Source organism: Streptomyces sp. R-74717, assembly GCF_047305335.1.
Classification (GTDB): domain Bacteria; phylum Actinomycetota; class Actinomycetes; order Streptomycetales; family Streptomycetaceae; genus Streptomyces; species Streptomyces atratus.
The window spans coordinates 4,735,001-4,753,360 of record NZ_CP102361.1 but is presented as its reverse complement, the minus strand read 5'-3'; the positions used below and the strand labels follow the sequence as shown (position 1 = coordinate 4,753,360).

Genomic DNA, 18,360 nt, shown 5'->3' with positions numbered 1-18,360 from the left:
GGCCGGATGCCGCCGGGACGCCGTCCAGACACTGTTTGTATGCCGCAAGGACGTCGTGGCGACACGTGTGAGGAGGCGCATGGTCCGTCCTGCGTGGTCCGTCCTGCGCGGTCCGGCTACGCGGGCGCCACCAGCAGCGGCCGGGCCCTTTCACGCAGCTCGGCGACGCGCGGCTCGTGCCCGTACGGTTCGAGCCGGTGCAGCAGATCCCGTACGTACTCCGTGGTCCGCGCCGAGGAGATGCGGCCCGCCACCTCCACCGCCCGGGTGCCCGCCGCGCAGGCCGCGTCCAGATTTCCCGACTCCAGCTCGGCCACCGCCGACACCACGAGCCGCAGCCCGTGCGAGCGGACGAATTCCTCGGTGGGCCTGGACAGGGCCTGCTCGGTGAAGCGCCGCACCTGCCCGGGCGCCTTCAGATCCAGGTGGCACTCCGCGGCATCGGCCGCGAACCTGTCGTACGAGTAGAAGCCCAGCCACGAGGGGTCCGCATCGCCGTCCCTGGAACGCTCCAGCCAGCCCTCGGCGGCCTTCAGCGCTGCCCCTGCGGCCGGTGCGTCACTCGCCTTCGCATGGGCGCGCGCCTCCACCAGGCGGAAGAAGCTCATGGTGCGGGCCGTGGCGAGTCCCCGGTTGCGTTCGACGGCGGCCTGTGCGAGGTCGACCCCCTCGTCGGCGAAGCCGCGGTAGGTCGCTTGCAGTGACATCGAGGCGAGCACATAGCCGCCGAGAGGTACGTCGGCCGCGGCCCGCGCGAGCCGCAGTGCCTGGATGTAGTAGCGCTGCGCGGCCTCCTGCTGGCCGGTGTCGAAGGCCATCCACCCGGCGAGTCTGGTCAGTTCGGCCGCTGCGCCGAAGAGCGCCCGGCCCACCTCGTCGCTGTACGAACCGAGCAGCAGTGGCGCGGCGTCCACGCGTAAGCACTCGGGGACCATGGAGGAACGCCAGTCCCCGCCGCCGTACTTGGAGTCCCAGCGGCGGGCGTCCTGGGCCGCCTCGCGCAGCTTGGAGACATCGCTGTGGCCGACCCGCAGCGGGGAGATGTCGCTCGTGACCGTGTTCGCGCTGGTGGGCGTGGGCGTGGACGCGGACGCGGTCTCCGGGCCCGGCTGGGCCGGGATGGATGGTGTCCGCTGTGTCCCCAGGGTCACCGGCGTCGTCCGAGCGGCCAGGGCCCCTGCCGCACCGGGCGTGCCCGCCGTTCCTGCCACGCCCGGCGCGCCGGAGTCCGCCTCCGCGCTCTGCCCCGCTGCCGCGCCCGGCGTACCCGGCGTCCTCTGCGCCCCTGCAACGGGGCGTGCGCCCCTTGCGCCCTGGGTGCCGAGGATGGCTGCCTCGGCGGCTGTCGAGTCGCGCGCCACCGACGGGTCGGCGGGGGATATCAGCCAGCGGGACGCGGGCGTCGCGTACGCACTCACCGAGAAGGAACCCGCCAGCGACTGCCAGATCCCGCCGCTGCCCGCCCGTCGCCCGGCCAGATCCAGCCGGTACAGCTCGGTCGCCGAACGGACGGCCTCGGCCACATCGCGCGGAAAGGCCAGTCCGACCTCCGGCGCAGGATCGGCGTCCGCGAGCCCGATCTCGTGCAGCGGGACCGGCCGGCCGAGTTTGGCGCCGATCGCCGCCGCGATGAGATGGGGCGCGGCGCCCTGCGGCACCATGCCCTTGGAGACCCACCGGGCCACCGAGGTCTTGTCGTAGCGGAGTGTCAGACCGCGCTGCGCCCCGAGGTCGTTGACCCGCCGGGCGAGCCCGGCGTTGCTGATTCCCGCGAGGGCGAGAACGGTTCCGAGCTTCTCGTTCGGTCCGCGTTGCTCCCTGGACATGCGCCACCCCTCGACACACAGACGGCAGCCGCGTCACCGTTGCGGCGCGCGGCATTCGTACCGTGTCCTCCCCAGGGACGAACCCCGGCACTCCGGCCGCACACGCATTTGGCCGAGCCCCGAGGAATATGCCTCCTGCCGAGAACCTCAGTAAACCCAGCGTAGTTCGCCGCATCCCTACCGTTAAGGGGCAGACGTCCGTATGGCGGGATTGTTGTCCGTGCGGACGCGAGCGGCTTCGCGGCACCGCTCCGGTCGCCGCGCACAGCGGCCCGGGGCCTGGCTCGGACCCGGCCCGGGACCCCGCTCGACGCCCCGCTCGACGCCCCGTTCGTGCGCTCCCTGGGGTGCCGTTCGCACGTGGCGTCGACACCGCCGGCCGAGTCCTGTACGTGCCCCTGGTGTGTGGCCGTGCGCCCGGCCGTGCGCTCTCGTACGGCCGTTTCGGAAGCGCTTCCATGGTTGCTGCGTGGGTCGGTCCACTGCATTGGACTCAGTGGGCTGGGGGACACTGCCGCCTCATTCCCCGCAGGCGGCGGACCGGTCCGGGAGGTGAACGGCACCTCCCGGACTGTGCGTGGACAGCGGTACGGGGCCTGTGCCGGGGCTGCCCGCCGCCCCGGTGGTGATCTCCTGCGGCCGACGGAGGACTCCGGGAGGGATTCGGGAAGAATCGGGGAATGAAGTGGGGCGAAAGGGGACTTCTGATGCGTCGAGTTCCCTGTCCCCGGGTTGCAGCGTGCTCTGAGAATGGCTGAATGTCGCCGGTTGACCGAGGTTGGGCCGACCGATTCGCGGACATCCCGTCGACCGTTCGGAGGTCCTACGCCACCGGTCCGTGGGCGGTTCGGGGTGTGGCCGGATTTCGGCCGGTAGATCTCGCTCGTACGGGGAACGCAACACGCCTGATCCATAAGCCCGTTGGCGCATGAGCCGCCTCCCGCGGGCCGCGTGTCGGTCGGCCTTCGGGAAACCCGCCGCCGGTTGCCGCCCCGACGTGCGCCCGTCCGCACCCGGCCGCCGTCCGTCCCGGCCTGGTCTTTGCCAGGGGCGCATGCGCTTCCGACGTGCGCCGTCCGTAGCCCCTCCTGCGCGCCTTTGTCGTGGCAGCATGTTCGCAACGGCGCCGCGCGTTACCGCAGTTCTCCCGGTACTTTCCTGCTGCGCCGTTTTGTCCACAGCCTGTGGAGGCGGCGATGCGTTGGTTGGTGGGGTGGAGCAGTATCGCCGCGAGCTTCGGCACGGCCGGTGCCGTCGGCTCTGCCGACGAGGGGCGCACGATGCACCCCGTCGGATCCCAACTCCTGTGGGGAGACCCCGATCCTCTCTGGGCCGTCGGCGACTGGCGCCCCGACGAGATCCGTATCAGCGCGGCCGAAACCGCCGAAGGCGCGCCCACCGCCCGGCTCGCCGTCCTCGGCTGCTGCAGCGCCACCGACGAACAGCTGCGCGCCGGCCTCCTCGCCGCCCGCGGCGGAGCCCTGCGCCATCTCACCTCCTGGCCCGGCAGCTATACGACCGTCGTCCAGGTCGGCCGCCGGATCACCGTCATCGGGGACCTCGCCGGAGCCCGCCCGGTGTTCTACACACCCTGGGCCGGCGGCACGGCGTACGCCACCGCCGCACTCCCGCTCGCCGACCTCATCGAAGCCCAGCTGGACATCGGTCACCTGGCTGCCCTGCTCGCCTGCCCCGAAACACCGGAGGCGCTGCGCGACGGCACCCCGTACGCGGGAGTGAAGCGCATCCCGCCCGGGCACGCGCTCATCCTCCGCGAGGGATCGCGCGAGATCACCGGGTACGAGGCGGTGGCGTCCCTCGCCGTCGCCGCGCCCCAACTCGACCCGGTCAGCGCCGTCGACGGAGTGCGCGACGCACTGGTCGAAGCCGTACGCGCCAGGCTCACCGCCCCGCGCCACGCCCCCGAAACCCTGCCGCCCGACCCCGGACCGGTCCCCGGCATGGGGCCCGCCGAACGACGCGCCGCCCGCGGCGCACCCGTACCCGGCATCGGCGCCGACCTCTCCGGAGGCAGTGCCTCCGCCACCCTCGCCCTGCTCGCCGCCGGACTGCCGGGCCTGCCCGGCACCCTCCTCGGCCACGGCACGGGGGCGGGGGAGCGGCTGCTCGCCGTCACCTTCAACGACCTCACCGCACGCGGACACGAGGACGAACTCGAACGCGCCCGGGTCATCGCCGCCAATCCGCGCCTGCACCATGTCGTCGTCGCCGCGGGGGAAGAGGCCCTGCCCTACGCCGACCTGGGCGGCGGCCCGCTCACCGACGAACCCGCCCCGTCCCTCGTCGTCGCCGAGCGCCACCGCCGCCGCCTCGCCTCCGGCAGCGCCGACCACTTCGTCGGCGGCGGCGCCCGGCAGGTGCTCGACGCCCACCCGGCCCGCCTCGCCGACCTGCTGATGGACCGGCGCCGACGCCATCTGCTGCGACCGGTCGCCGCACTCGCCAGGGCCGAGGGCCCGACTGCGCACTCCCTCTTCGTCCCGCTGACCGTCTACCGCGCGGCTCGCCGTCTGTCCCGTACGTCGTACCGCACCGGCCTGGAAACGGCGGCCGAGCAGCTGCCGGACGCCAACCGCCACGTCCCCGACCTCGACACCCCCGCCGACGCCTCGCTCGCCGCCCTCGCCTGGTCGCGGCCGGGGCCCGCCGCGCGCTGGCTCACGGGGGAGGCACTCGCCGAAGTATCGGTTCGTCTGCAGGAGGCGGCGATCCGCCCCGTCTCCGTCCAGCGCCCGGGCGAGGCCCGCGCCCGGGCCGCCCTTGCCCGGTACGCCGCCGACCACCGGATCCTGGAACAGGCCGCGGAGAACCGCAGCCAGCGGCTGCACGCCCCGTTCCTCGACAATCAGGTCGTACGCGCCGCCCGTGCGCTCCCCGAATCGCTCCGGGTCCAGCCGGGCGCACGCGCCGCCGTCCTGCGCCGGGTGCTCGCGGGCGCGGGCATCCACGAACTGCCGCCCGGCTGGGGCACGCCTTCCCTCGCCACCTCGAACGCGACCGCCCGCACCGGACTGCGCGCCGCCCTCCCCCACCTGATCGCCCTCTTCGACGCACCGCTGCTCGCCGACGCGGGCCTGGTCGAGGCCCGCGTCGTACGGAAAGCCCTGCGCGCGGCCTCGGAGGGCGAACCACTCCCGCTGGACGGTCTGGCGCATCTGGCGGCCACGGAACTCTGGCTCCGCCGCCTCGTCTCGCGGCGCGGCACCTGCTGGACGGGCACGGCGGCACCCCGCCAGCGTGCGGTCGCGGGCGGAGTCGTCCCGACGAGGCGGACGCTGCAGCCGTAGCAGCCGCAGTGGCGGTAGCAGCTGTTGTCGGTGGGGGCCTGCTTCCGGCCGCCCCGCGGGACAGAATGGCCGGGTGCGGTACCTGATCCTGGGCGTCACCGAGGCGCGAGACGAGAACGGCAGTGCGCTGCCCGTGGGCGGTACGCGACTGCGTGCCCTCCTCGCCGCCCTCGCCCTGCGTACGGGCCGGCCTGTCCCCGTCGCCGATCTCGTCGACGACGTATGGGCCGGCGATCCCCCGTGCGACGCTCCCGCCGCGCTCCAGGCCCTCGTGGGCCGGCTGCGCCGTGTGCTGGGCAGGGATGCGATCACGAGCACCCACGGCGGCTACCGCCTGGAGGCCGCGCCCGACGAGGTCGACCTGCATGTGTTCGAGCGGCTGTCCCGGCAGGGGGCCGCCGAGCTCGACGCGGGCGACCCCGTGACGGCGGCCCGCACGCTCCGTACCGCGCTTGCCCTGTGGCGCGGCCCGGCCCTGGCCGACCTGCCGGACCGGGACCACGGCCACGGCCTGCGCCCGGAGGCCCACCGCCTGGCCGCGCTGGAACGCCGCATAGAGGCCGACCTGCGGTGTGCGGCGATCGGCGCCGGTGCCGCTGTCGGCGTGGGGCCTGCTGCCGGCCCGCGCACCCTCGTACCGGAGCTCAAGGAGCTGACCGCCGCCCACCCGTACGACGAACGCTTCCGCGCCCAGCTGATCCGCGCCCTGCGCGCCGATGGCCGTCAGGCCGACGCGCTGGCCGCTTACGAGGACGCTCGCCGCGCCCTCGCCGACCGCCTCGGCACCGATCCCGGACCGGAACTGATCGCACTTCACCGGGAGTTGCTCACTCCTCCGTCGGGCGCGTCATCCGAAGCAGCCGCACCGGTACCGGCGGCAGCAGGTTCACCCGACCCACCGAACCACGCCCCCGGCCGAGGCAACCTCCGCCCCCGGCTCACCTCATTCGTCGGCCGTGAGCCCGAACTGCGCTCCATCCGCGCCGATCTGACCCGGTCCCGTCTGGTCACCCTCACCGGCCCCGGCGGCTCCGGCAAGACCCGTCTCGCCGAGGAGGCCGCCGCCCAGGGAGGCCGGACGCTCCCGGCCCCCACGGACGCCTGGATCGCGGAACTCGCCCCCGTGGACGACCCCGTGGACGTCCCCGGAGCCGTATTCTCCGCTCTCGGCCTGCGCGAGACGACCCTCCTCCGGGACAACAACCGCGACGGGCAGCCGCTGCGCACCGACCCGACCGACCTTCTCGTCGAGCACTTGGCGCACTGCTCCCGCATCCGCCCCTTCCTGCTCATTCTGGACAACTGCGAACACGTCATCGATGCGGCCGCCGCCCTCGCCGAGACCCTGCTCACCCACTGCCCGCAACTGCGCATCCTCGCCACCAGCCGCGAACCCCTCGGCGTACCCGGCGAATCCGTACGCCCGGTCGGCCCGCTCCCGGCCGACCCCGCCCACAGGCTGTTCGCCGAGCGCGCCCGCGCCGTACGTCCCGACTTCGACCCCGAGCAGGAGGCCGCACACGATCCGGATGCCGTCGCCGAGATCTGCCGGCGGCTCGACGGGCAGCCGCTCGCCATCGAACTCGCCGCTGCCCGGCTGCGGCTGCTCAGCCCGCGCCAGATCGCGGACCGACTCGATGACCGGTTTCGTCTGCTGACCGGCGGAGCCCGTACCGTACTGCCGCGTCAGCAGACGCTGCGCGCCGTCGTCGACTGGTCCTGGGACCTGCTCGACGAGGACGAACGCACGGTTCTGCGGCAGGTCTCCGTCTTCGCGGGCGGCTGGGACCTGCCCGCCGCAGAAGCCGTCACCACGGCTGGGGCAACCCCTGCAACCGAGGCCCCGAGCACCGAAGCCCTTGCCCGGCACTCCACCGCCGACCTGATCGGCGCTCTCGTCGACAAGTCCCTCGTCGTCGCCACCCCGACCGCCTCCGGCGAGATGCGCTACCGCCTCCTGGAGACCATCCACGAGTACGCCACCGAACGCGCCGCCGAGACCCCGGACGTCCGCGCCGCCGCCGCGAGCGCGCACACCGCGTACTTCGTCGCACTGGTCGAGGAGGCCGAGCCCCGCCTTCGCTCCGGCGACCAGCTCCCCTGGATCGCACGCCTGGAGACGGACCTCGACAACATCCGGGCCGCCCTCCACCGCTCCGTCGTCACCACCCCGTCCGAACCGGATGCGGTGCGCCTGGTACTCGGTATGGGGTGGTTCTGGTTTCTGCGGAACTTCCGTCCCGAGGGCCTCACCTGGGCCGAGCGGGCCGTGGCGCTCGGACCGGAACCGGCCGACGGCAGCGACCCTCGCTTCTGGCCGCGCATGCATCTGGAGGTACTGCGGTACTTCCTCGCCGCGGAGAGCCGCCCGGCCGACGACATCCGCGGTGATGACCGACGCTGGGCCCTGATGGGCCGGGTGGCCGACGCGTTCATGTCGTCCGGTCCGCAGTCCGCCCGTTTCCCGGGACTGATCTGGCCGATCACCTTGTTCGTGAGCCGCACCACCGCCGAAGCGCACGAGATGATCGATGTGGCGGTCGCCAATGCCCGTATCCACGGCGGCGGCTGGGAGTACGGCGTCACGCTGTTGTTCCGTACCCACATGGTCGTCGACATGTCCGGCGGCATGCCCGGTGTCGACGACGATCTCGCCGAGCTGCGCGAGCTGGGCCGCCGCGTCGGCGACCGCTGGCTGCGTGCGCAGGTCGCGGGCGCCGCCGCGGAGGCCGGCATGATGCGCGGACGGTACGAGGAGGCGCGCGCGGCGTACGAGGAGGCGTTGCTGCTCGCCCGCGAGGTCGGGGCGCACGCCGAGGGACCGTTCCTCCTCGCCCGCCTGGCCGAACTCGCCTACCGGACCGGGGACATGGTCGGCTTCGAGCGGACTCTGGCCGAGTCGGAGACCGAGGCGGAGCGCTACCAGGTGCACGACGCCCGCGCCTACGCCCACTTCCTGCGCGCCACCCTGGCCCTGGACCGCGGCGAGATCGCGAAGGCGCGACGGCTGGTCACCGAGGCGGAGGACTCGGCCGGACGCGGCAGCCCGCCGTCGCACTTCACCGCGGTGGTCGAGGGGCTGGCTGCCCGGATCGCCGTGCACGAGCCGGGGCCCGAGGGTGGCCCGGCGGCCGGGGTACGGGGTCTGACGCTCGCACTCCGCGCGGCGCGGGACGCCCAGTGCGCCGAGCTCGTCACCGGACATCTGGCGGACGCCGTGGCGACCGTGCTACCGAAGGTGGGTCGCCACCGAGCTGCCGTACGGATCCTGGCGGCGGCCGACGGCTGGCGCCTGTCCGGCCCCAGAACCAAGGCGCAACAGGCCGAGGCGGACGAGGTCGAGCGACGGGCGCGCGAGGAACTGGGACCTCAGCTGTACGAGTCGGAGCGCGCCGCAGGCCGCATGCTGACGGTCGACGACGTCATCGAGCTCCTGACCCGCATCACCGCGGAACTCCCGGGCCCTTTCACCGACAACTGATGGTCGAATCCGCCCAGTCGGCGAGGGCCGCGCCGCCGCCCGGTTTTACCCGCTCGACGACGAGCCGGATCCTTTGCTGACCGGTGATACCGACCCCGACGGGTACGGCAGGGTCGTTACCGTTCATCACCGGGGACTGCCACAGCCGCGTCCCGTCACCGTTGAGGACGGAGAAGCGCACCGAGCCGAACCCCATCGTCATGTCGTCGACCCCGACCATGGCCTCGTACCGAGTGCACTGCTGGTTCAGCCGGATGGTGACCGAGGACTTGCTGTGGACGGTCACCCCGTGCGCGTACTGCGTGCCGCCGATCCACAGGTCGGAACGCTTCCAGACCCAGTTGCTCTCACCGATCACCACCTCCGGTCGGGTGTGGTCACCCAGCATCGAGTAGCTCAGCTCGCTGACCCGGTAGACGGTCGGCGCGGGCGGTGGAGGCGGCTGGGTCGGGGTCGGGGCGGGCGGCTTCGGCGCGGGAGGCGTCGAGGGCTTGGGGGGCGGTGTCGGCTTGGGGGTGGGCGTCGAAGTCGGCGTCGGCGTCGACTTCGGCTTCGGCTTCGGTGGGGGAGTCGGGGACGGGGCAGGCGGTGCGGGCGGCGCCGGCGCATCGGGCTTCGGCTTCGGCGGTGTCGGTGTCGGTGTCGGCTTCGGCGGTGCGGGCGTCGGCACCGCGGGCGCCACGGCAGCCGGCTTGGTCGCATGTCCGGCCTCGGGCTTCGGCTGGTCGTTGCCGACCAGTGCCCAGCCCAGTCCGGCCGTCACGGCTACGGCAACCGCCGCCGCGATACCGGCCTTCGCCGGGGCACCGAGCCCTTCCGAGAGCGCGGCACCACCGGCCGTGCCCCCGGACGAGCTTCCACCGGTCGCCGCTGCGGCGGCACCCGCGCCCGCGGCTCCCGCCGCGCCACCGGCGACGATTCCGGCAGCCTTGAGCGCATATCCGGCGGCGAACCAGCCGATGACCGCGACCGGCAACAGCGCAGGAATCCCGGCGTTGACATGGGCCAGTTCGCCCGCAGCGAGCCGGCACTTCACACACTCGTCCAGGTGCCCCCGCAACCCGCGCTCGGCGCGCATCCGGAGTCCACCCCGGGCATACGCGCCGAGGCGGTCGGCGTAACGCGCGCAGTCGCCGCCCGAGGTGAGCGCCTGGCTCACATGCGCCTGCAGGTAGGCCTGTTTGAGTCCTTCGCGGGCCCGGCTGGCCAGCACCGCCGTGGCATTGGCGGTCAGCCCGAACAGCGGGGCGATATCGCTGGGCGACTCCTCCTCGACGGTGGTGTGCCACAGCACCGCCTGCCAGCGCTCCGGCAGACTGCGGAACGCCTGCATCGCCATCGACTGCTCGGCCTCGTGCATCGCCAGCACATCGGCACCGAGGTCGAGCGTGTCCGCGTCCGACACCTGGGAGGACTGGGATGCCTGGGCGGCGAACACCGCGAAGTCATCGACCAATTGCTCCCGCTTCGCGGTCTTGGTCCAGGCTGCTCCGACATGCCGGACAGCCGTCATGAGGTAGGCCCGTACCGCCTCTTCCGGCCCCTTGCCTCTGCGTACCGCCTGCAGTGTGCGGGCGAAGACCTCGGCCGTCAGGTCGTCGGCGGTGTGCGCGTCCCGGCAGCAGGTCCGCGCGTAGCGGCGCACCGCGTCCGAGTGCCGCCGGAACAACTCCTCGTACGCGAGATCGTCGCCGTCCCGCATCTGCCTGATCAGCTCGGCGTCGGAGAACGCGGAGCCGGAGGCACCGGCGGCGGCGGTTCGGCCGCCTTCCCGCTGCATCGGCACCGCGACGTCGGCCTCGACACCGGCCTCGACAGGCCCCGGCCACGGACCGGACAGGACGGTGCCGCCCTCGGCGTCACGACCGGACCGCCCGGGGCCGCCCTGACTCGGTACCTGCCGGGAGGACAGCCCACCGGCCTCCGCCGCACCACCCGCGGCGGATTCGTCGTCGAACGACTCTTCCTGCTGCCCGTCACCGCTCATCGCGGAAGCCCCCGTATGCGCTTTCGGACCCAAACCCCGGGCAAGAGTGCCACATGGCGCAATCACGCCGAACCTTCAGCCCCGGCAACCACTCATCCGGGGCGTTTTCCCGAATGTGAGCACTAACGGCCACTCATTCGGGGAAGGCTCATTGAGTTTTTTCTGTGCGGGCGGGTTGCAGACCAAGGGCAGCAGGCCCACCGACAAGAGCCGATCAAGCGCCGAAGGAACACCGATCAAGAGCCATTCAGGCGACGCCCGGGAGCCGACCGAAGAACCGGAGGAGAGCCGAAACGGCGCCACAGAGAGCCGTCCGGCGGGCAGAGAGCGCCCGGTCCGGGCCCGGCCGAGGGGGCGGATGCGGAGGCCGGAAGCGGAACGCGAGCGGTGCACGAGCGACGATGGGCTGCCGAGCGGGACCCACCTGCACGGGCCCTGCCGACCGCCCAACGCCCGGCGCATTCACGCCAGGCCAATCGCGCCGACGGCGCACCCCGGCCACCCGGTCCGATCCGACCGCTCACCCCAGCAACTCGCCCCGGAGAGCCGGCGCACCCACGCACAACACGCCCGCGCACCAGCACCCTCAAGTGCCATCGCGCTCACGCGCAGACTCCGCCACCTCATCGCGCCGGCACGCACGCGCACCACGCTCACACGCCGGCACGCACGCGCACCACGCTCACACGCCGGCACGCACGCGCACCACGCTCACACGCCGGCACGCACGCGCACTCCGCTGCCGCGCACCCCACTCACTCGACCGGTCGCGAGCGCAGCCCCTCCAGCAGGATGTCCAGCAGTCGGCTCGAAGCCGCAGCCTGCTGAGCCGCGTCGGGCAGCGAAGGCGCCGCCGTCGCGATGACCAGCAGCACATCCGCAACCGTCACATCTCGGCGCAGCTCACCGGCTTCCCGTGCCCGGTCCACCAGCCGGCCGACGACCTCCAGCAGTTCGCCGGCTCCCGTGTCGTCGTCCTCGATGCCGGTCTCCGCGGTGGAACGCCCGTCGGCCGGCCGGAGGTCGGCCTGACCCGCGTCCTGCCGCTGCTGAGGCACCCGTGTCTCGTCCCGAGCGCTGCCCGGACCCGAGTCCGATACGGAGGCCGCTATGGACCCCGGCTCCCCGGCCGCGTTCGAGTCGTCGGCATCGGCGTCAGTATCGACCCCGACCCGAAGCACCTGCGGCGGCAGCAGTCGCCCCGCGCCCGAGGCCACGGACGTCCGCAGGAAGCGCGACAGCGCAGACCACGGCTCTTCCTCCTGGCCCAGCGCGGTCCGCGCCTGGTCCGTCAGCCGGGAGGTCTCCTCCTCGGCTATCCGCCGCACCAGCACGTCCTTGCTCGGGAACCGCCGGTACACCGTGCCGACGCCGACTTTGGCGCGACGCGCCACGTCCTCCATCGGAGCCCCGTATCCCAGCTCGCCGAACACCTCGCGTGCGGCTCGCAGCACATGCTCCAGATTGCGCTGTGCGTCCACGCGGAGCGGAGCCGAGCGTCCGTTTGCTCCGGCGGCCCCGGCTGTTCCGGCCGTGCCGTCTGTCCCGGCTGCCGCGACCGGACCCACCGTGTCCAATGTCCCCACTGCTCCGCTTCGTCCGTTTCCGTCGGACGAATGGGACGTAACTGCCGCAGCAGTCTGCCAATGAGAATCCTGAATGTGCATAACTGTTCCCCCGGTTATGACGTCTCCCCCCGGAGACTTCCCGCCGTTTAGTCAGAGTGTGGATCATGGTCCGTACCCGACACCCCGACGACACACGAACATAGTTGAGCCCGGGTCAATTCAGAAGGGGGTAGTTCCGCACGGAGCGCCCCCCGATCGGAGCAAGGACCGGTTGGTTACTGATTCGACCCCCGCCCGCGACCCCTACCCCAACCCCTGACCTGCGCAGCTTCCGTGTTGTCGCCGCGATCGGCAGCAGCGGCCCGTCCAGAACCTCCGGTCACACAATTTGCCGGGGCTGTGGACAAACCCTTGAGCACGTTGCGTCATGGGGTGGTGATGGCTTCAGATTCCGGGGGAACACCCCCCGGCCCCCCGCCGGGTGTGCGCATTCTCGTCGTCGGCGGCGGCTACGTCGGGATGTACACAGCACTGCGTCTCCAGCGGAAGCTGAAGCAGAGACTCAGACACGGTGAGGCCGAGATCGTCGTCGTCACGCCCGAGCCTTATATGACGTATCAGCCATTTCTGCCCGAAGCGGCCGCCGGTTCGATCTCACCGCGCCATGTCGTCGTGCCGCTCCGCCGGGTCCTGGTGCACTGCAAGATCGTGATCGGTGAGGCACAGCGCATCGACCACGCCAAGCGCACGGCGACGGTCACCACCCTCGCCACCGGGGAGGACGGCACCGGCGCCGTCGAGATCCCGTACGACGAACTCGTCCTCGCACCAGGTTCCGTCTCGCGCACCCTCCCGGTCCCCGGCCTTGCCGACCACGGCATCGGCTTCAAGACCATCGAGGAGGCCATCGGCCTGCGCAACCATGTCATCGAGCAGATGGACATCGCCTCCGCCACCCGCGACCCGGCCATCCGCGACGCAGCCCTCACCTTCGTCTTCGTCGGCGGGGGATATGCGGGCGTCGAGGCCCTGGCCGAGCTGGAGGACATGGCCCGCTACACCTCGCGGTACTACCACAACATCAAGGCAGAGGACCTGAAATGGATCCTCGTGGAGGCGACCGGCCGCATCCTTCCCGAGGTCGGCGACGCCATGGGCACCTACGCGATCCGTGAGCTGCGAGGCCGCAATATCGACGTACGCCTCGACACCCGGCTGGAGTCCTGCGAGGACCGGATCGCCGTCCTGAGCGACGGTTCCCGCTTCCCGACCCGCACCCTCGTGTGGACCGCGGGCGTCAAACCCGCGCCGATCCTCGCCGCCACCGACCTGCCGCTCAACGAGCGCGGCAGGCTCACATGCACGGCGGAACTCACCGTCGACGGGGTCGAACATGCCTGGGCCGCCGGGGACGCCGCGGCCGTACCCGACCTGACCGCCGCGGAAACGGGCAAGGAGACCGCCCCCAACGCCCAGCACGCCGTGCGCCAGGCCAAGGTCCTCGCCGAGAACGTCCTCGCGTCGATCAGCGGCGAACCCCTCAAGGAGTACCGGCACAGCTACGCGGGCTCCGTCGCCTCACTCGGTCTCCACAAGGGCGTCGCCCATGTCTACGGTCGTAAGCTCAGGGGCTACCCGGCCTGGCTGATGCACCGTACGTACCACCTCAGCCGCGTCCCGACGTTCAACCGGAAGGCCCGCGTCCTTGCCGAATGGACCCTCGCCGGGCTCTTCAAGCGCGAGATCGTCTCCCTCGGTTCGCTGGAACACCCGCGCGCCGAATTCGAACTCGCCGCAGGAGGCGAACGCCCCGGGCGGACCGGCCCGCCGAACGCCGACGGCACGCCGGGACCCGGCCACCCACCAGGGCCCGAGGGCCCTCCGAGGAACGGCGGCTGACTGCCCGTCGGTCCGTCTGCGCACCCACCCGGGACCCGGCCGTACCGACAACTGTCAGTACGGTCCGTCACACTGGACGTGTGACCATGGGTGGACCCACACCTGCACAGAGTGACCCGGCCGGCAGTGACCGACAGTGAGCAGCCCGCCCGAGCGGACCAGACCGACACACGAGGCCAGAAATTCCGTGAACTTCACGCGTTGGAGCGCCCGCCTACCCGGAACGCAGCGCCGCGCCGCCGCACGGGACGACCGCAGTCCCGTGCCCTCGGCCCGCGCCGAGTACGCACAGCCCGAGACCGGGCCCTGCCCGCCGGATGGCGACACGCGCAGTGACACGCCTGGCGACAAGAGCGGCGACACGCACCACGACACGCACGGCGAACCTCCCGGGGACCGCGGCCCCGCCCTGGAGGATCTCTCCGCACGGGACATCCTCGGCCAGCTGCCCGCTCTGGTGGCCCTGGTGTACGGCCCCGACCACCGGATCGCGTACGTCAACGACGCCTACGCCGCCGCCTTCGGACCGCGCCCGGCCGGCGCCACCGCCGCCGAGGCCATGCCCGAGCTCACCGAGCTCAGCCTGCTGCCCCTCATGGACCAGGTCCTGCGCAGTGGCACACCCCGTACGGTCAAGTCCCGCAAGGTCCGCAACGGCAATTCGTACACCGTGACCTGCACCCCGGTGCACAGGGACAGCGACGGCGAAACCGACGGCGGCGACGGAGACGGGGACAGGGACGGGAACAAGAAACAGAACAAGGGCAACCGGAGCAGCAAGAACAGGAACAACGGCAGGGAAGGCGGAGTGCTCGTGTACGCCGTCGATGTCACCGACCATGCCGAAGCGGCCGAACGGCTCCGCGCCAGCGAGCGCCGCCACCGCGAAACGGCCGTCACCCTCCAGCGCTCCCTGCTCCCGCAGGAGCTGGAGCAGCCCGACGACCTGCGGATCGCCGCCACCTACCAACCCGGCGGCACGGACGCCGCGGTCGGCGGCGACTGGTACGACGTCATCACCCTCGGCGCAGGCCGCACAGCCCTGGTCATCGGGGACGTGATGGGCCGTGGGGTACGAGCCGCCGCCGTCATGGGCCAGCTCCGCACGGCCGTGCGCGCCTATGCCCGCCTCGACCTCCCGCCGCACGAGGTGCTCCAGCTGCTCGACGGTCTCGCCGCCGAGATCGACGCCAGCCAGATCGCCACCTGCGCCTACGCGGTCCATGATCCGAACGAGGGACGGCTCGTCTACGCCTCCGCCGGGCACCTCCCGATCCTGGTGTGCCACGAGGACGGTACGGTCCACCGCGCCGAGGACCCGACAGGACCGCCGCTCGGCACCGGCGGCTGGATCCACACCTCGGGCACGATCGCGCTGCCGCCCGGCTCCACCGCGGTCCTCTACACGGACGGCCTGGTGGAGCGCCGCAGCGAGGACATCGACGAGGGCGTCGCCGCTCTGGAACGCGCCCTTTCGGGTGCCAAGGGTTCACCCCAGGTGGTCTGCGACCGGCTGATCCGTTCCCTCGGCGTCACCGCGGAACACGACGACGACGTGGCGGTGCTGGTAGTCCAGCACCCCGCCCGAACGGGGGCGAACGCGGAGCTGTTCCACAACGCCTCGCTCGATCTTCTCGGCGGCATCGAAGCGGCCCCGCGCGCCCGCGCCTTCGCGACCGGCGTCCTGACGTCGTGGCGTTTCCCGGTCGAACTCTGTGACCTGGGCGTTCTGGCGGCCGGCGAACTCGTCGCGAATTCCCTCAAGCACGGCACCCCGCCGATGCGCCTGGGCCTGCGCCGCACCGATCGCCGCCTGATCATCGAGGTGACCGACGGCGACGACCACCTGCCGCGCCTCCGACGAGCCGACCCGGCGGACGAAGCGGGCCGCGGCATCTCCATCGTCGCGACGATCGCCACATCCTGGGGCAGCCGCCGGACACCGGGCGGCGGCAAAGCGGTCTGGTGCGAATTCACCCTGCCGCAGTAGGGGCCCTGCCGAAGCAGGACCCCTACTCGCCTTTTACCGCCTCAGCGAGTGGTGACGGCGGAGGCAACCACGGGCTCGGCCTCCGGCAGTGAAACGGCCACCACCCTGGACGGCACCGTCTCGATCGAAGGCTGGTCCTGTACGGGAGTGAGCCGCCGGCCGAGCCGCAGCGCCAGCACCGTGATGCCCAGCGAGAACAGCACGAACGTCACGATGTACGGGCCGTGCAGCGTCGCCCCCATCGGCCCGCCCACGGCCGGACCGACCGCCAGCGCGAGCTGCTTGCAAAGGGCGAACGCGGAGTTGTACTGCCCGACCATCGACTCCGGCGCCAGATCGGCGACCAGCGGCGCCACGGTCGGCGACAGCATCGACTCACCGAGCCCGAACAGCGCGTACGTGGAGATCATCGCGGCCGTCGCCATGGTCTGGCTGCCGTGCCCGAGCCCCGCGTACCCCGCCACGATCCAGGCGAACGCCCAGATCAGACCGACCGAGGCGATGACCCGGCTGCGCCTGCGGCGCTCCACCAGACGCAGCACGACGAACTGAGCCACGACGATGACGGCGGTGTTGGCGGCCAGCGCGATACCGAGCGTCGAGGGCTGGATTCCGGCGGCCTCGGTGCCGTACGCCGCGAGCCCGGACTCGAACTGTCCGTAGCAGGCGAAGAACAGCACGAAGCCCAACACGCACAGCTGCACCATGGCCCGGTGCGAGAGCAGCGCCCGCAGCCCGCCCGGCGCCTTGGACCCGTCGGTGGGCCTGGCGTCGGTGGCGTCGGAGAAGGAAGGCGTACGGGGCAGCCGCACCGTGGAGGCGATGACACCGAGCACGACGAACATCGCGGCCTCGATGAGGAACAGCAGGGTGAAGGTCTCCGGCCGGCTCGTGTCGACGATCTGTCCGCCGACCAGACCGCCGATGCCGAGCCCGAGGTTCTGCAGGAAGAACTGCATGGCGAAGGCACGAGTACGGGTGGCGGTGCTGGAGCACCACACGAGCATGGTGGCGAGCGCCGGCTGCATGACCGCCGTACCCGCGCCGAGGACCGCGGCCGACAGCACGGCGGCGGTCACATCCGACGACAGTCCGAGGGCGGCCGCGCCCAGGGAAGCGACGACCGAGGCGACGACGAGTACGGGCAGCGGCCCGCGCCGGTCGATGGCACGCCCGGTGAACGGCAGAACGGCGAGCGCTGCCATGGCGAAGACCGCCAGCACGACTCCCGCCGTACCAGCACCCAGATCCCGTACCTGTGCCACATAGACGTACAGATACGGAACGGTGAACCCCAGCCCGAATGCGCTCAGCGCGCTCCCCAGCTGGATCCGCCGCAGTGCTGCACCCATCTCCCTGGTCACACTCACCTACCTCAAGGTCTCGAAGCGACTTGCCGAGCCATCCGAACGACTCGAACCCGAAGATTTTAGCACTAAAGTTAGAGGCTCAACAATTCAGACTGAAGGACTTCGACGGCTTTGGAGGGCGTGCGATACTGCCCGCCATGCCTGACACCACCGAGCAGCCCGGACCCCAGGAGCCGAGCCTCGACGAGCAGATCGCCGCCTATCAGCGCGAGTTCCGTGACCTGGACCCCCAGGTCGAGCAGGTCGTCTCGGCCCTGGGTCGACTGAACCGCCGGATGAACGTGGCGTACGGACGCCAGGTCGCTGCCCTTGGCATCAGTAACGCCGAATGGGAGGTCCTCAAGACCCTGGTCCTGGCCGGTTCCCCGTACCGCCTGGGCCCGGGAGAGCTGGCCAAGCGCCTCGGTCTCACCCCGGCGGCGATGACCCATCGCATCGATCGCATGGCGGGCGAGGGCCTGGTCACCCGCGACCGGGACGAGAACAACCGGGTGCGTGTGATCGTCGAGCTGACCGACGAGGGTCGTACGAAGTGGCTGGAGGCGATGCGTATGGCCACCGACTTCGAGGAGGACCTGCTCCAGGACCTCACGGGCGACGAACGCGGTGTCCTCGGCGACATGCTGATCCGCCTCCTGCGTCGCGTGGAACATGCCCAGCCGGACGCCGGCGGCCGCCTCACCGACCTGGACTGACCCGGGCCGGGCGATCGGGGAACGAGCGGTGAAAACGGCTTGACCTGGCGGGGTTGACACGCCTCTCGCTGATCCGTAAGGTTCTCCGAGTTGTCATGGAGTCGGAACGGTTCTGCGACAGCCGATCCCGCCGCTACTGCGGCAACCAAAACTCTGCACGGCCTCCCACTCGGGAAGATTTCGGCATGCCGGAATTCATTTCGAGGGCGCGATTATGAATTGCCGGGGTGAATCCG

Annotated in this window: 9 protein-coding genes; 5 read left to right on the top strand and 4 right to left on the bottom strand. The window is 71.7% G+C overall.

Annotated elements, in window-relative coordinates:
* Nucleotides 1–116 precede the first annotated feature (116 nt).
* Nucleotides 117–1,826: a sporulation protein gene (locus tag NRF20_RS21685; protein ID WP_413753115.1), complete on the bottom strand. Its 1,710-nt coding sequence runs from the start codon at nucleotides 1,824–1,826 to the stop codon at nucleotides 117–119.
* 1,196 nt (nucleotides 1,827–3,022) lie between these two features.
* On the opposite strand from NRF20_RS21685, the gene NRF20_RS21680 reads away from it, so the two are divergent.
* Both NRF20_RS21680 and NRF20_RS21675 read left to right on the top strand, forming a co-directional pair.
* On the top strand, nucleotides 3,023–5,134 hold the full coding sequence (locus NRF20_RS21680; RefSeq protein ID WP_398634324.1) for an asparagine synthase-related protein: 2,112 nt from the start codon (nucleotides 3,023–3,025) through the stop codon (nucleotides 5,132–5,134).
* A gap of 73 nt (nucleotides 5,135–5,207) precedes the next feature.
* Complete coding sequence (locus NRF20_RS21675) at nucleotides 5,208–8,615, top strand: ATP-binding protein (protein WP_413753114.1); 3,408 nt, start codon at nucleotides 5,208–5,210, stop codon at nucleotides 8,613–8,615.
* Here NRF20_RS21675 and NRF20_RS21670 read toward each other — a convergent pair.
* Nucleotides 8,602–10,602, bottom strand: coding sequence for a sigma-70 family RNA polymerase sigma factor (locus tag NRF20_RS21670; protein ID WP_413753113.1), 2,001 nt, complete (start codon nucleotides 10,600–10,602; stop codon nucleotides 8,602–8,604). The two genes, NRF20_RS21675 and NRF20_RS21670, sit on opposite strands and share 14 nt — an antisense overlap.
* Before the next feature lie 755 nt (nucleotides 10,603–11,357).
* On the bottom strand, nucleotides 11,358–12,269 hold the full coding sequence (locus tag NRF20_RS21665; RefSeq protein ID WP_398634321.1) for a TetR/AcrR family transcriptional regulator: 912 nt from the start codon (nucleotides 12,267–12,269) through the stop codon (nucleotides 11,358–11,360).
* Nucleotides 12,270–12,608: 339 nt separating this feature from the next.
* On the opposite strand from NRF20_RS21665, the gene NRF20_RS21660 reads away from it, so the two are divergent.
* Together NRF20_RS21660 and NRF20_RS21655 are read left to right on the top strand one after the other, a co-directional pair.
* A complete protein-coding gene (locus tag NRF20_RS21660) occupies nucleotides 12,609–14,069 on the top strand; it encodes an NAD(P)/FAD-dependent oxidoreductase (protein WP_398634320.1) in 1,461 nt (486 codons plus the stop codon).
* Between the two features lie 187 nt (nucleotides 14,070–14,256).
* Entirely contained in the window at nucleotides 14,257–16,059 is a 1,803-nt protein-coding gene (locus tag NRF20_RS21655; protein ID WP_398634319.1) for a SpoIIE family protein phosphatase, read from the top strand.
* Between the two features lie 41 nt (nucleotides 16,060–16,100).
* On the opposite strand, the gene NRF20_RS21650 is transcribed toward NRF20_RS21655, so the two are convergent.
* A complete protein-coding gene (locus NRF20_RS21650; protein WP_413754588.1) occupies nucleotides 16,101–17,411 on the bottom strand; it encodes an MFS transporter in 1,311 nt (436 codons plus the stop codon).
* Between the two features lie 155 nt (nucleotides 17,412–17,566).
* Between NRF20_RS21650 and NRF20_RS21645 the strand changes: the two genes are divergently transcribed.
* Nucleotides 17,567–18,124, top strand: a complete 558-nt coding sequence (locus NRF20_RS21645) for a MarR family winged helix-turn-helix transcriptional regulator (RefSeq protein WP_093894641.1) — start codon at nucleotides 17,567–17,569, stop codon at nucleotides 18,122–18,124.
* The last annotated feature ends 236 nt before the right edge of the window (nucleotides 18,125–18,360 follow it).